Below are 14,276 nucleotides of genomic sequence, written 5' to 3'. Positions count from 1 at the left end.
TCCTCAGCTATTCAAATCATTCTCAACGGCTGGCCGCGCGCGGCGGAATCGGCGCGTTCTCGTTCGACAGCACGATCTCGACGCGGCGGTTCAGCTGGCGGTTCGACGCGTTGTCGTTGGCGGCGACCGGGAAGGCTTCGCCATAGGCCTTCATGGCGATGCGCTCGCGCGGCACGCCCATGCTGGACAGGGCCGTGGCGACCGCGTTCGCGCGGCGCTGCGACAAGTCCATGTTGTAGCTCGAGCTGCCGGTGCTGTCGGTAAACCCTTCGACCAGCACAGTGCGCTCCGGGTTCTGCGCCATGACGTCGGCGAGCTTGCGCAGGGTCGACATTCCGTTCGGTGTCAGGTTCGCCTGGTTGGTGGCGAACAGGACGTCGCCGATGGTGACGACCATGCCGCGCTCGGTCTTGGTGGCATGCAGTTCGACCAGCAGCGCTTCGAGCTTGGCGGCGCGCTCGGCGATCATGCGGGTCTGGTCCTGGGCCATGGCGGCCTGCTGCTGGGCGGTGGCCGCCTGCTGCTGGGCGGCGGCGGCGGCGGCCTGGGCTTCGGCCGCTTCGCGCTTGGCGCGCTCGGCTTCGGCGGTGCGCGCTTCCAGGGTGAGTTCGGTGCGCTGGCGCCCGGCGTCGGCGATGTTCGCCTCGGCGGCCTTGGCGCGCGCCACTTCCTGGGCGGTGGAGATCTTCTGCTTGGCGATATAGGCCAGGCGGTCGATGTCGTTCAGGCTTTCCTTCTTCGCCGCTGCGGCATTGGCGCGGTCGAGCGCGTCGCTGGCTTCCTTGAACTGCAGCGGCGCATAGCTCGAGACCTGCGGGTTGTTATTTGCGGCAACGAAATCGGCGCGCGCCTGGTCCAGGGTCGGCGTGGTGGTCGGCGTGGTGCTGCAGGCGGCCAGCAGGATGGCGCTGGCGAAGACGGCCGGCTTCAGGAAACGTGGTGTCATGTTCTTCTCCCTCATTGCGAGTTGGCGCGGTCGACTTCCTGGCGCAGCACGCGCAGGTCTTCGTTGAGCGCGTTCGAGGCGGCGGTCGCCTTGGCCGACGCGGCCTTGCTCTGGGCCAGCTGGGCATCGGCCTGGGCCTGGGTCGCCAGTTCGCGCGCCAGCTTGTAGTCCTTGGCGGCCAGCGCTTCGTTGGCGCGCATCATCTTGGCGCGTGCTGCCGTGATTTCTTCCGGCGCCAGGTCGGCGGCGCCGGCCTGCACCGCATTCGCGACGGCATTGCGCGACACCGCGACATCGGCCGTGGCCGGCGCCTTCTGGCTGGCGCAGGCGCTCAGCGCCAGCACGGCGGCAAGGGCTGCCGCGCAACCCATCGAACGATTCATGTCCATGACTTTCTCCCGTGGATGTAAGCAAGTTGTTAACGTTATAAGCCTGTTATCGGTCGAGTTCGGTTCGATACCGCACACACCCCGCACATCGGCCCGGATTGGCACCTTCATCGCGGCGCACGGGCAAACTCAGGCACTGCTCATCCGCCGCACCGTGCGACACCGCACATTGATGACCATGCCCTTTGCGCTAAGCTGGCCGCAAGATCGATACCCAATAAAGGATCGTCATGCCTGATACCACCGCCCAGCACGACGCCGGCCGCAAGCACGGCGGCAAGAAGAAGAAAATCCTCCTCAGCCTGCTTGCCGTCCTGATCGCGATCCCGGTCATCGCCATCATTTTTATCCTTACCTTCGATTGGAACAAGGCGCGTCCCTGGTTGAACGCCAAGGTCAGCGAAGCCATCGAGCGGCCGTTCGCGATCCGCGGCAACCTGGCCGTGCAGTGGGAAATCCCGGCAAAACGCATGGCCAAGTCCGACCGCCACCTGCGCGACTGGCTGCCCTGGCCGCACCTGATCGCCAATGACGTGCACGTCGGCAATCCGGCTAACATGAAGCAGATGGACATGGCACGCGTACGCCAATTTTCATTTTCGTTGAATCCCTTTGGCTTGCTGCACCGGACCATCGGGATTCCCGTACTGCGCTTCGACGCCCCCTATCTCGAGCTGCAGCGCACCGATGCCACCCACTACAACTGGGTGTACAAGAAGAAGCAGGAGAAATCGAAGTGGGAGCTCGACCTCGAGCGCGTGGTGCTGACCGACGGCGTGGTCAAGGTGGTCGATGCCGTCACCAAGGCCGACATCACGGCCAAGGTGCGCACGCTGGACAAGGATGCGAAGTACGGCGTCGGCTTCGATGTGACCGGTACCTATAACGGCGCCGAGGTGACGGGCGGCGGCAAGGTCGGCCAGGTGCTGTCGCTGAAGGACCAGAACACGCCCTACCCGGTGCAGGCCGACCTGCGCAGCGGCCCGAGCCGCATTGCCGTGGAGGGCACGGTCACCAGTCCCGCCAAATTGAAGGCGGTCGACCTGCAGCTGACCCTGGCCGGACGCAGCATGGCGCGCCTGTACAACTTCACCGGCATCACGCTGCCGGAAACGGGCGCCTTCTCGACCTCGGGCCACCTGGTTGGCGAGCTCGACCGCGAACACGGGCGCTGGACCTACGAGAATTTCAAGGGCAAGGTCGGCTCGAGCGACATCGGCGGCAAGCTCGTCTACGAAGGCGGCAAGCCACGGCCCAAGCTGACCGGCAATGTCTCTACCCGCAAGCTGGTGTTCGCGGATCTTGCCCCGCTGATCGGCGGCGACTCGAATGCGAGCAAGAAGGCGCGCGGCGTGGACGCGGTGCAGCCGGGCGGCAAGGTGTTGCCGGTCGAGGAATTCCGCACCGAACGCTGGAAGGCGATCGATGCCGACGTGCGCTATGCGGCCGACCAGATCATCCGCGACAAGACGCTGCCGATCAGCAAGCTGTCGACCCACCTGATCATGAAGGACGGCGTCATCACGCTCGACCCGCTCGACTTCGGCGTGGCCGGCGGCACGCTGCGTTCGAACATCCGCCTCGACGGCAGCGGCGCCAAGGGCAATACGATCGCGGCCACGGCCAAGATCAGCGCGCGCCACATCCAGATCAAGCAGCTCTTCCCGACCATCGAGAAGATGCAGGCGACGGTGGGCCAGATCAACGGCGACGCCCAGCTGTCGGCTACCGGCACCTCGGTCGCCGCCCTGCTCGGCTCGTCGAACGGCGAGGTCAAGGCCCTGGTCAGCGAAGGCACGATCAGCAAGATGCTGCTCGAAATGGCGGGCCTGAACGTGGGCAACATCATCGTCACCAAGCTGTTCGGCGACAAGACGGTGCAGCTGAACTGCCTGGCGGCCGACTTCGACGTCAACAAGGGCGTGGCGCAGTCGCAGGTGTTCGTCGTCGACACCGAGGAAGCCATCATCCGCGTGGACGGCAGCATCAGCCTGGCGAACGAACAGATGGACCTGACCATCCACCCTGAAACCAAGGCGCTGCGCCTGTTCACGCTGCGTTCCCCGCTGTACGTGCGTGGTCCGTTCAGCAAGCCCGACGTCTCGGTCGACAAGGGCGTGCTGGCCCTGAAGGCCGGCGGCGCCGCCGTGCTGGCAACGGTCGCCGCGCCGGTCGCCGCGCTGCTTCCGCTGATCAATACCGGACCGGGCGAAGACAGCCCTTGCGGCCGCCTGGTGGCGCTGGCCAAGGAAAAGCCGACGGCACCGCCGCCGGGCAAGACGAAGAAGCGCTAAAGCATGAATGGATGAGTAAATGAACCCATGTGTGTGTTGCCGAACAGACCATTCGGATGGGCAGCTTTACTCTCTATCTAACGCTGAAACAGGAATACCGCATCAAGGATACGCATGAGGCATTTGAAACCGGCCCTGGCCCTGCTGGCGGCCCTGATGGGCGCCAGTCATCTGGCAGCCTGCGGCAGCCTCGGCAGCCTGCAGGCGGAAAGCCCGGTGGTGGACGATTCGACCATCACCGCGGGCGTGAAGGCAGCCATCGGCCGGAGCACCGAACTGAATGCGGCGGACATCGATGTCGCGACCCGTGAAGGTATTGTCCAGCTGAGCGGCTATGTCGGCTCGGCGGAAAACGTGGCAACCGCAGCATCGGTTGCGCGCACAGTGAAGGGCGTGAAATCGGTCAGGAATGACCTGCGCCTGAAGTGAAGAAGTAAACCCACCAAGGAGATTATTATGAAAAACATCAAACACCTGGCAGTGAGCGCTACCCTGGCTACCCTGGCACTGGCCCTGACCGGCTGCTCCGGCATGTCGCGCCAAGACAAGAACACCGCGATCGGCGCCGGCGCCGGCGCAGTGATCGGTGGCGCCCTGACCGGCGGCAGCGCTGTGGGCACGGTCGGCGGCGCAGCCGTCGGCGGCGTCATCGGCAACCAGACCGGCAAGACCAACTGATTTACACACCCCTGTAGCACCCAAGGCAAACACACACGAAACGCCCCGCTTGCGTCCTGCGCAAGCGGGGCGTGACGTTTGTTGGTTCGCTTTTTGTCAGGCGCGTTCGGTCGCGCGCAGCATGCAGTGGGAGAGGCGGTCGAAATGCTGCAGCGCCGCTTGGGTCAGCTCGATGCGCTTGCGGCGCGTGTCCTCGGTATCGGCCAGCATGATCCAGCCCTTCTGGCGCATCGACTTCAGGCGGTTGTGGACCGTCGCGGGTGCGCCCAGCTCGCCATTGCTCATCACGTCGCGCACCGACAGGCGCTCGTCGGTCTGGCCGGCGCGGGCCACCAGGGCGAGGATGCGTTCCTCGAGCGGATCGAGTGCGGGCAGCGAGGGCAAGCCGCGCAAGGCGTCGCTCAGTTGCAGGAAACGCAGGTAAATGTCGGCCGGGCGGGTAGTCTTCATGAATAACTCAGGTTCCGGCCGCCGGCGCACCGATTTGGTGCATTTTTTATACCAGTTGGCCTGTAGATATTGTACTGTACGGGGATGACCTGGCTCAAACTCAACGCGCTGATGATCGCCGCGACCATCGTAATGTTTCTGGCCGCACTGGCGATCAACGAATTGTTCCTCCTGCGCTTCGAGTTCGGGCCAGGCATCAACTGGATCTACCTGCCCGCAGGCGTCCGCTTGTTATCCACCCTGCTCTTCGCGGAAGCCGGTGCGATCGGCCTGCTGCTCGTGTCCTGGGGTGTCAGCTTCTTCCTGTTCTTCCCGAACGACCCGGTGCGCGCTTTCGCCGGCGGCATCCTCGCCACCATCAGCCCCTATCTCGTCTACCTCGGCATGCGGCGCTACGGCGGCCTGGACGCCGGGCTGACCCGCCTCACGAGCGGGCGCCTGCTGTTCGCCGCCCTGGCCTATTCGATCGCCAGTCCCCTGCTGCACCACCTCTGGTTCGCCTTCTACGAAGGCCAGGAAAACCTGCTCCACAGTTTCCTGGCGATGGCGACCGGGGACTTTTTCGGTACGATCACGGTACTCTACACGGCCAAACTCCTGCTGGCGCTGCTGGCGCCCGCGCGCCGCTGAGTTTGCGGCCCTGCGCCTGCACGGCATCGCGCATCTCTTCAGCCTGGTAGCACAAGGCAAGCACGACCGGGTCAAACGGCCTCGGCCAGGCATGGGCCAGCACCGCGGCCAGGGATGCGTCGAGCGCATGCAGCGAGGCCGGATCGGCATCGCGCCAGAGGCGCTCCAGGTCGAGTTCGACGCCGTTGCACCGGGCCGATGCCAGGTTGGCGGCGTCCATCAGGTGCAATGCCGTATCGGTGAGAGGCCACATCGTGTTTGGTATCGACAACCGCTCTGAAATTTATAACGTTCAAGTGCTGCGACAATGCGCCGGCGCAGCGGCCGGCGCGCGTTTTCTTTCCTTGTCTAGACGAAAGCGCTCGACAGCGCCCCGGCTCCGGCATCCTTGACGATTTCGTAGCAGGTGCAGGCGGCCGCCGCCAGGCCTTCCGGATCGAGGATCTCGATGTTGCCGCGGCTGTAGATGATCAGGCCCTGCTGCTGCAGGGCGCTGGCCGCCTTGGTGACGCCGACGCGGCGCACGCCCAGGGCGTGGGCCAGGAATTCGTGGGTGAGGTGGAATTTGTCGGACTGCAGACGGTCGCGCGTGATCAGCAGCGAGCGCGCCAGGCGCGCCTCCAGCACGTGAAAGCGGCTGCAGACGGCAATCTGGATCGCCTGCGCGAGCAGCGAATCGGTGTAGCGGTACAGCACCCGCTGCAGCGCCCCATTGCGCGCGAATTCGGCACGAAAGGCGGCGCTGTCCATGCGGCTGGCGCTCCCCGGACGCTGGACCACGGCGCGCACCTGGGCGATCTCGTGGCCGAGGGCGACGGTAGCGCCCAACATGCCCTCGCGTCCGACGAGGCCGACTTCGAGTGTCATGCGTCCGCCGGCCACGCCCAGCAAGGAGATCAGGCAATCGTGCGGAAAATAGATGTACTGGACGGGCGTGCCCGCTTCGCCCAGCACTTCGCCGGCCTCGACGTGCACCTGGTCGAGCATCGGCAGCACCTGGGCGAGCTCCTGCGGCGGGAGCGCGGCCAGCAGCAAATTGGCGTTGTGCTCGGCGACGTCGGGAGAAGCAGCAAAGTTCATCGAAATCTCGCGTTAAAGGGGAAGATCCGTGGCGCGAACATGCCAGCCCGGCAGGACGAACAGGGCACCACGGATACATTTGCAAACAATTTCGATCAGGTTAAATGCTCTGATAGGGGGTGTATGTTCGGTGACGCACGGAATACCTTGTTGTTCCTAGGGACAATCCTCCCCATCGGCCGGCCCCGCCTGCCGCCGCGGAAAAAGCACCTGCAATCCGCAATCTATGGAGCACATGCCATGAACAATATTCCTACTCCTCCGACCCGCCGCCAGCACCATCCGATGATGCTGCTTGCCGCCCTCGCCGTCCTGCTCTTTTGCCTGATCGGTACCGCCGCCATCCTGGGCTGGATTCCGTCCTCGATCGGCAGCAACGCAAACCGTCAGCTGAGCGAAGCCGACCGCGCCGCACTGGCCGCGAGCCTGCCGCCGGCCGGCCAGACGGCTCCGCTCGCACCGGCAGCGGCCGTGGCCCAGCTGGCGCCGCAAGGCCCGGCTGCCCCGGCTGCAAGCGCGCCAGCCTATCCATCCCAGCAGCTGGCCCAGGGCTATGGACCTGCTCCGGCGCCGGCATATGCTCCGGAACCGGCGCCAGAGCCGGCTCCGGCCCCGCGCACGGCGACCAAGTCGAAACCGGTACAGGTCGCGGCCGCCGAGCCGAAATGGTGCGGCAATTGCGGTAACGTCGAATCGGTGCGCGCGATCAAGCAGCGCGCCCAGGGCAGCGGCCTGGGCGCGGCTGGCGGCGCCGTCCTCGGCGGCCTGCTGGGCAACCAGATCGGCGGCGGCCACGGACGCCAGCTGGCCACCGTCGCCGGTGCGGTCGGCGGCGCGGTAGTCGGCAACCAGGTCGAAGGCAACATGAAGGCCACGACCAGCTATGAAATCCGGGTCCGCCTGGACGACGGCACCCTGCGCACCTTCCACCAGTCGAGCGAGCCGCAATGGCGCAGCGGCGACCGTGTGCGCATCGTCAAAGGACGCCTGCGCGCCGCGTGATAGCGCCCTCCCCTCTCAGCAAGGCCGGCCATCTTCGGATCGCCGGCCTTGATTTTTTCCTCTGTGCAATGTGCGCCACCGCACGGAAATACTGCTGAGCTGCCCCGAGAATGGCTGAGCGTCATCGAAACGCCGCCTGAGAGCGCCTAACAAAACTGGCAGGGCAAGGCGCAGCGCCGAAGACAGTACGGGGGTACGGCGAGGCGCTGCAACGCAGCCATGACAGTTTTGTTAGGCGCTTTAAATCAACTTCGCATAAGGGGAGCACCATGAATAGCCTTGCATGGATCGGCATCATCGTCTGGGGCCTGGTCGTCACCGGATTCGGACTCGTCTCTGCCACGCCGCCACTCGAGCAGGCGGGCGAGCTCGCGGCGCACGACGTCTTCTTCCTCGTCAGCGGCGGCCTGCTGACCTGCCTGATCGGCATCGTGGGCCTGCTCGGCTTCATGGGCTGGATTCCTGGCCTGGGAAGCACGGGCCTGGCCAGCGCAAGCTTGCGAAATGAACAAAAATCTTCCGCATAATGTACGCCAACGAACGGTGGTGCTGAGCTGAGAGCGCGATACTGGATTCACGGCGTCATTCGGACGCAAACCCCAGTGAGGAGACTCATCATGCTCTATACAATCGCCATCGTTCTCATCGTCTTGTGGCTGCTCGGCCTGGTCACCTCGTACACCATCGGCGGCTTCATCCACATCCTGCTCGTGGTCGCCGTGATCATGATCCTGGTGCGCCTGATCAGCGGTCGAGGCATATAGAACGACGCATGCAGTACCATATCGGTTGTGCAAGGAGTGCGCCGCTGTGCTTCGCAGCTCCAGGTACGACCGCAGCACCACCCGAAGTAGGTTGATTAATCCGTTTCGCGGTCGTGCCCCCTGGGCGCGCCTACGAAACGGATTTTTTCTTTAAGGAGAAAATTATGATGTATTCCAAACTGACCAAATCCGCAGCAGCCGCCACCATCCTCGCCCTCGGCATCAGCGGTTGCGCCGACATGAGCGCGACCCAGCGCGGCACCGCGACCGGCGCCGGCGCCGGCGCAGCCCTCGGCGCGCTGATCGGCGGCACCACCCACGGCGGTGGCGGCAGCCGTGCCGCCAAGGGCGCCGTGATCGGCGGCGCAGCCGGCGCCGTGATCGGCAACATCTGGTCCAAGCGCATGGAACAGCAGAAGCAGGCAATGGAACAGGCTACTCGCGGCACCGGCGTGCAGGTCAGCCAGACCGCCGACAACCGCCTGAAGCTCGACATCCCGAGCGACGTTTCCTTCGACAGCGGCCGTGCCGACATCAAGCCGAATTTCCAGCCGGTGCTCGAGCGCTTCGCCACCACCCTGCAGGAAAATCCGAACACCAACGTCGTCATCATCGGCCACACCGACAACACCGGCGGCCCGGCCATCAACCAGCCGCTGTCGGTCGACCGCGCCGCGCGCACCCGCGACTACCTGGCTGGCCGCGGCGTGAATCCGAGCCGCATCACGATCGAAGGCCGCGGCGAACGCGAACCGATCGCCTCGAACACCGACAACGCCGGCCGCGCACGCAACCGCCGCGTCGAGATCTACGTCGCCGAACCTGGCCGCGGCTGATCAAGTCCACAGCCCTTACGAAGCCGCCCCGCGCAAGCCGGGCGGCTTTTTTGCATCCGCATCCCCGAGACTGTCGCATTAGCGCAAAAACGGCTGCTGCAGTTCATGAACGAGGACCCAGCGCAAGGACAGCGGGCCGCAGTGGCAGGATAGTGTTGCTTCCACTCGGCAACATTTTCCCCCTCATTTTTTTGCCATGCCTGACACCCATGCCGCGTTCAAGCCCGATTTCTCGCAAGACGCCCCTGCCCTGTGGCGGCCCTCGGCCGTCGCCGCCTGGAGCCTGCTGTTCACCCCGGTCTTCGGTTCCTGGCTACTGATGCACAACTGGCGCGTGCTGGGCCAGGCGCAGGCCGCCCGCACCGCCCGCCACTGGCTGCTGGCCAGCGTGCTGGTGCTGGCACTGGAGGGGCTGGCGGGCGCCGTCACAGCGCGCGTCAACGGCACCGCGCCTTTTGCCCAGTGGCTGACCCTGGCCTGGCTCGGCCTCTGGCTGCTGGGCGCGGCGGCGCCACAGTGGCAGGCGGTGCGGCGCCGCTTCGGCCGGCGTTACGCGCGGCGCGGCTGGAATGGCGCGCTGGGCGTGGCAGTGGCCTGGGGTCTCGCGTGCTGGGCCGCAGGGGCTATGCTGACCGCATTGCTGCTGGCCTTCACTTGAGCGCGCGCTGAACGCGTCCACCTACAACATCCGCTTCCTCATCGACTGACAGTGTACGCTGCCGTACCAAGCTCGTGCGGCCTCAACGCGTACACTGTCGTCTATGAGGAAACGGATTTTGTATGCTTGACATTCTTGAGCGCATCGACCCACGTAGCGACCGCATCGACCTGCTCATCGAGCTGGTCGACTGCCTGCGACCGCGCCGGCGTCACCTGGGCCATGCGCGCGCCTCCGTGCGCACACTGACACAACTCTTGAGGGGCAACCCGGCACAGGCCTGGGCGCTGCGCAGCTATATCGTCACCCTGCTCGAAAAACGCCGCCACACGAGCCTGTACAGCGACATCGGCATCCTCTCGAACGACGGCTTCTTCACCGAACTCAAGCGCCGCATCGCCTGGCGCCTGCTGCCACCCGCGCTCGACGACCTGTACCTGTCCGACTCGCTCGACCAGGTGCTGTACGCCGAGGCCGATTACTACTGGATCCGCTCGGTGCCGGACGAGGACTGGCTGGCCCTGTTCGACGTCGTGTCCGAAGCACCGCCGCCGCAGGACGCCGCGCCCGACCGCGCGCGCCTGGTCACGACCATGGGCATGCTGGACGCGATCCGCACCCTGTCCTGCCGCGTCTGCGCGCTCGGGCTGGAGCCGCGCCTGGTGCACAGCTACAGCGAGATCGAGGATTTCGATTCGCCCTTCCTGATGCAGAACATCGAGGTCAACCACTACCTCGACGAATACGGGCGCTTCCTGGAGGGATCGATCGATCGCCCGGACGATCCGCGCCACCTGCTGGTGATGCTCGACCAGTGCGACGAGGTGGTGGCCAAGATCCGCCGCAGTTCATTGTCCGTCGGCACCAGCGTGGCGCTGACCTATGTGCTTGTCGCCATTTCGCAGAGCATCGAGCGGCTGCGCAAGCTGCTGTTCCTGGTCGACGTCAGCGAAGCCGCCAAGGAGGCGCCGCTGCTGCAGGACGCAAGCGCGGAGGTGATCGACGCCGAGCCGTCGAGCAGCCGTGCGCTGGCGACGATCCCCCCGCATTCTCCGCCGCCGCGCCCGGTCAGCCCGCAGCGTGCGGCCGCGCTCGCCCTGGCCCAGGAACTGGTCGAGGCGCACAACACGAAATACCAGGTGCGCGGCCTATTCCGCGACAACATCCACCTGCTGGCGCGCAATGTCACGGAGAACGCCAGCCGCACCGGCGAACACTACATCGCCGAAAGCCGGGCCCAGCTGCGCGACATGTTCAAGGCCGCGGCCGGCGCCGGCTTCATCGTCGGCTTCATGGCGACCTTCAAAATCCTGCTGTCCTACCTGCGCGCCGCGCCCCTGGTCGAAGCCTTTCTGTTCAGCATGAATTACTCGCTCGGCTTCATGCTCGTGCACATGCTGCACTGGACCATCGCCACGAAGCAGCCGGCCATGACCGCCCAGCGCATCGCCGCCGGCCTGCACAGCCGCGACGGACGCAGCATCGATTTCGACAGCATGGCCGAGCTGGTGAACAAGGTCTTCCGCACCCAGATCGTCTCGGTGCTCGGCAACGTGGTGGTCGCCTTCCCGACCGCGCTCGTCATCGCAATCGCCTACCAGCAGATGACGGGCCACCACCTCGTCACGCCCGAGAAGGCCCGGCACCTGTTGCACGACATCGATCCGATCCACACGCCGGCCCTGTTCTACGCAGCCATCGCCGGGGTCTGGCTGTTCGTCGCCGGCCTGATCTCCGGTTACTACGACAACAAGGCCCTCTACACGCGCATGGGCCAGCGCGTGCGCCAGCTGCGCTGGCTGGGCAGCCTGTTCGGCGTCGAACGGCGCGACCGCTTGTCGCGCTACGTCGAGAACAATCTTGGCGGCCTGATGGGTAACTTCTTCTTCGGCATCCTGCTCGGCACCACCGGCACCGTCGGCTACCTGCTCGGCCTGCCGCTCGACATCCGCCATGTGACCTTCTCGACGGCGAATTTCGCCACCGCCCTCGTCGGGCTCGATTACCGGATGAGCTGGGAGATGGTGGCGAATGCCTCGGCTGGTGTCGCACTGATCGGCGCCGTCAACCTGCTGGTAAGCTTCAGCCTGGCGCTGTGGGTGGCCCTGCGCGCCCGCAAGATCCAGTTCAAGCGCAGCATCCTGCTGCTGCGCGCACTCGGCCGGCGCTTCCTGCATGCGCCGCTCGACTTTTTCATCGGGCCCAGGGATGTCGACACGATCGACATCCACGTCGCCACAAGGGGAAACAAATGAACAAGAAACGCCTGAGCTGGTGGCTCGCCGCCCTCGCCTTCGTCGGCGCGATCGCTTCCTGCCGCACCCTGCCCGATGCCGACAAGCTGCCCGACACGCCGCACAAGAACAATCCGACGGTGGCGACCGCGAAGGGCACGCTGCAGAAGCAGCAGGCGGCGCAACTGCTGCAGCGGCGCTGGGCGAATGCGACGAGCGACCTGAAGCAGCTGGCAGTGCTGGAGGAACAGGCGACCGGCCTGCCGCTGATCGCGGGGAACCAGGTGCAGCTGCTGTTCGACGGTCCGGCGACGATGCGCGAAATGATGGCCGCGGTGCGCAGCGCCACCACGTCGATCAACCTGGAAACCTATATCTTCGACCAGGACCCGATCGGCCTGCAGTTCGCCGAACTGCTGATGGAGAAGCAGCGCCAGGGCGTGACGGTCAACGTCATGTACGACAGTGTCGGCACCATCGGCACGCCCCAGGAATTCTTCGACCGCATGCGCGCGGCCGGCATCAGGATGGTCGCCTTCAATCCCGTGAATCCGGCCAAGGCCAAGGGCAACTGGTCGATCAACAACCGCGACCACCGCAAGCTGATGGTCGTCGACGGCAAGGTCGCCTTTACGGGCGGCATCAACATCAGCGCCGACTATGCCAACAGCTCGCTGTTTCGCTCGCGCAGGAAGCCCGACAACGTCGACAAGAACAAGGTCGGCTGGCGCGACACCCACGTCAAGATCGAAGGCCCGGCGGTGGCGACCCTGCAATGGGCTTTTGTCAACGCCTGGGTGCGCCAGGAAGGCGGCGAACTCCAGCCCCCCCGCGACTACTTCCCGCGCCTGGCCCCGGCCGGCGACAAGTTCGTGCGCGTGCTGGCCACCGAGCCGGGCAGCCACTCGGAAATCTACAAGTCGCTGATGGTGGCGATCAACGAAGCCAAGAAATCAGTCCATATCACCTCGGCCTATTTCGTGCCCGACCAGCAGGTGGTCGACGCCCTGATCGCCGCTGCCAAACGCGGCGTGGACGTGAAACTGGTGTTGCCGGGGGTGTCCGACCACGGCCTCGTGATGTATGCGGGCCAGGCCTTCTACGAGCAGCTGCTGGCCGGCGGCGTACGCATCTTCCAGCTCCAGGTGGCCGTGCTGCACGCCAAGACGGCCGTGATCGACGGCGCCTGGTCGACCATCGGCTCGGCGAACATCGACCGCCGCAGCTTCATCCACAACTACGAACTGAACGTCGTGGTCATTGACCCGGCCTTCGGGCGCGACATGGAAAGCGCGTTCAACGAGGACCTGCGCGATTCGAAGGAAGTGACGCTGGAACAGTGGCGCGACCGGCCCTGGGCCGACCGCATCAAGGAATGGGCCGCGCGGCTGACCGAGTATTGGATCTGAACACCCTACGAACGCGGCACATCGGCGGCGTCGCATAACGACGCCGCGAATCGTCAAATCCCCGCCGCCAGCATCCCTTCCGCCGCCGGCGCCCACACATTCCCGCTTCTCAGGAACTTTTCGGTCAGGATCACCCGGAAGGTATTCGTCAGCGCATCCCAGCCATAGCGGTCGATCTCGACCCGCTCGTGTTCGACCCGCAGCAGGTTGAAGGAATTGACTTCGCCCCTGCCCCGCGTCGAGGTCGCCGTGCCCGCCTGCACCACCAGCGCCGCGTAGGCGTCGATCTGGTAGCGCGAGGCGGTGCTGGCCGCATGGCTGACGTGCATGTGGCCGGCCAGCAGCACATCGACGCCGCACTGGGCGAACACTTCCATCGCCATCGGCGCGCGGTTGACCAGGTCCTGCTCCTCGAACGTGGTCGGCAGGTCGAAGGGGTGATGCGTGACGACAATGCGCGTGATCTTCGGATCGAGCCCGGCCAGCTCCTGTTGGATCTTCGTCACCTGCTCCTTGTTCACGCGGCCGTCCTTGATCGTCAGCGAGCGCGCCGTGTTCACGCCGACCACGGCAATCTCGTCGTCGACATACATCGGATCGAGGTCGTCGGTGATGTAGCGCTTGTAGCGCGCCAAGGGTTTGACGAAGCGGCGGAACACGTTGTACAGGGAAATGTCGTGGTTGCCCGGCACCACGATCTGCGGTCCCGGCAAGCTGTCCAGGAAGGCGCGCGCCTCCTCGAACTGCTCGGGTTTCGCACGTTGGGTCAGGTCGCCGGAGATGACGACGACATCGGGCGCGATCGAATGGACCAGCTCGCGCAGCGGGCCCAGCAGGGCCTGGTCGACGCGCCCGAAATGCAGGTCGGACAGGTGGATGAGTGTACGCATCGGAATTCCTCGTTGA

Annotated in this window: 17 protein-coding genes; 11 read left to right on the top strand and 6 right to left on the bottom strand. The window is 65.3% G+C overall.

The features are described from left to right. Positions 1-22: 22 nt before the first annotated feature. Positions 23-946: an OmpA family protein gene (locus tag C2862_RS23035; protein ID WP_136223060.1), complete on the bottom strand. Its 924-nt coding sequence runs from the start codon at positions 944-946 to the stop codon at positions 23-25. 11 nt (positions 947-957) lie between these two features. Further along, entirely contained in the window at positions 958-1,335 is a 378-nt protein-coding gene (locus tag C2862_RS23030) for a DUF4398 domain-containing protein (protein ID WP_136223058.1), read from the bottom strand. A 230-nt stretch (positions 1,336-1,565) separates the two neighbouring features. Here C2862_RS23030 and C2862_RS23025 point away from each other — a divergent pair, with 230 nt between their 5' ends. The 3 genes from C2862_RS23025 to C2862_RS23015 all read left to right on the top strand — a co-directional run bounded on the left by C2862_RS23025 (position 1,566) and on the right by C2862_RS23015 (position 4,307). Next, the gene (locus tag C2862_RS23025) at positions 1,566-3,629 is read left to right on the top strand and encodes an AsmA family protein (RefSeq protein WP_136223056.1); all 2,064 of its coding nucleotides are present in this window, start codon (positions 1,566-1,568) and stop codon (positions 3,627-3,629) included. 114 nt (positions 3,630-3,743) lie between these two features. Continuing rightward, positions 3,744-4,058 (top strand): BON domain-containing protein, encoded by a 315-nt coding sequence (locus C2862_RS23020; protein ID WP_136223055.1) that lies wholly within the window; start codon positions 3,744-3,746, stop codon positions 4,056-4,058. Between the two features lie 27 nt (positions 4,059-4,085). After that, entirely contained in the window at positions 4,086-4,307 is a 222-nt protein-coding gene (locus C2862_RS23015) for a glycine zipper 2TM domain-containing protein (protein ID WP_136223053.1), read from the top strand. 96 nt (positions 4,308-4,403) lie between these two features. Here C2862_RS23015 and C2862_RS23010 read toward each other — a convergent pair whose 3' ends face one another. Beyond that, entirely contained in the window at positions 4,404-4,757 is a 354-nt protein-coding gene (locus C2862_RS23010) for a winged helix-turn-helix domain-containing protein (RefSeq protein WP_136223051.1), read from the bottom strand. 84 nt (positions 4,758-4,841) lie between these two features. Between C2862_RS23010 and C2862_RS23005 the strand changes: the two genes are divergently transcribed. Continuing rightward, a complete protein-coding gene (locus C2862_RS23005) occupies positions 4,842-5,387 on the top strand; it encodes a hypothetical protein (protein WP_136223049.1) in 546 nt (181 codons plus the stop codon). On the opposite strand, the gene C2862_RS23000 is transcribed toward C2862_RS23005, so the two are convergent. Then, a complete protein-coding gene (locus C2862_RS23000) occupies positions 5,329-5,640 on the bottom strand; it encodes a hypothetical protein (RefSeq protein ID WP_136223047.1) in 312 nt (103 codons plus the stop codon). The genes C2862_RS23005 and C2862_RS23000 overlap by 59 nt on opposite strands. A gap of 95 nt (positions 5,641-5,735) precedes the next feature. Further along, positions 5,736-6,467 carry a Crp/Fnr family transcriptional regulator gene (locus C2862_RS22995; RefSeq protein WP_136223045.1) on the bottom strand — a complete coding sequence of 244 codons (732 nt, stop codon included), beginning with the start codon at positions 6,465-6,467 and terminating at the stop codon, positions 5,736-5,738. A 240-nt stretch (positions 6,468-6,707) separates the two neighbouring features. Between C2862_RS22995 and C2862_RS22990 the strand changes: the two genes are divergently transcribed. From C2862_RS22990 to cls, 7 genes are all read left to right on the top strand, one after another. Next, positions 6,708-7,469: a glycine zipper 2TM domain-containing protein gene (locus C2862_RS22990; protein ID WP_229467570.1), complete on the top strand. Its 762-nt coding sequence runs from the start codon at positions 6,708-6,710 to the stop codon at positions 7,467-7,469. A gap of 269 nt (positions 7,470-7,738) precedes the next feature. Then, positions 7,739-7,996: a hypothetical protein gene (locus C2862_RS22985; RefSeq protein WP_136223043.1), complete on the top strand. Its 258-nt coding sequence runs from the start codon at positions 7,739-7,741 to the stop codon at positions 7,994-7,996. Between the two features lie 90 nt (positions 7,997-8,086). Then, positions 8,087-8,233: a lmo0937 family membrane protein gene (locus tag C2862_RS22980; protein WP_136223041.1), complete on the top strand. Its 147-nt coding sequence runs from the start codon at positions 8,087-8,089 to the stop codon at positions 8,231-8,233. 167 nt (positions 8,234-8,400) lie between these two features. After that, positions 8,401-9,069 carry an OmpA family protein gene (locus C2862_RS22975; protein WP_136223101.1) on the top strand — a complete coding sequence of 223 codons (669 nt, stop codon included), beginning with the start codon at positions 8,401-8,403 and terminating at the stop codon, positions 9,067-9,069. A gap of 196 nt (positions 9,070-9,265) precedes the next feature. Further along, positions 9,266-9,727, top strand: a complete 462-nt coding sequence (locus C2862_RS22970; protein WP_136223039.1) for a hypothetical protein — start codon at positions 9,266-9,268, stop codon at positions 9,725-9,727. A 122-nt stretch (positions 9,728-9,849) separates the two neighbouring features. After that, positions 9,850-11,982, top strand: a complete 2,133-nt coding sequence (locus C2862_RS22965) for a site-specific recombinase (RefSeq protein ID WP_136223037.1) — start codon at positions 9,850-9,852, stop codon at positions 11,980-11,982. Next, positions 11,979-13,370 carry a cardiolipin synthase gene (cls, locus tag C2862_RS22960; protein ID WP_136223035.1) on the top strand — a complete coding sequence of 464 codons (1,392 nt, stop codon included), beginning with the start codon at positions 11,979-11,981 and terminating at the stop codon, positions 13,368-13,370. The genes C2862_RS22965 and cls overlap by 4 nt, the downstream gene beginning before the upstream one ends. Positions 13,371-13,423: 53 nt before the next feature. On the opposite strand, the gene C2862_RS22955 is transcribed toward cls, so the two are convergent. After that, the gene (locus C2862_RS22955; protein ID WP_136223033.1) at positions 13,424-14,260 is read right to left on the bottom strand and encodes a metallophosphoesterase; all 837 of its coding nucleotides are present in this window, start codon (positions 14,258-14,260) and stop codon (positions 13,424-13,426) included. Positions 14,261-14,276: the final 16 nt, after the last annotated feature.

Origin of the sequence: Massilia sp. Mn16-1_5 (genome assembly GCF_004798585.1) — a bacterium.
GTDB lineage: Bacteria > Pseudomonadota > Gammaproteobacteria > Burkholderiales > Burkholderiaceae_D > Telluria.
The sequence above is the reverse complement of the archived record's forward strand: the minus strand, read 5'-3'. Positions and strand labels throughout refer to the sequence as shown.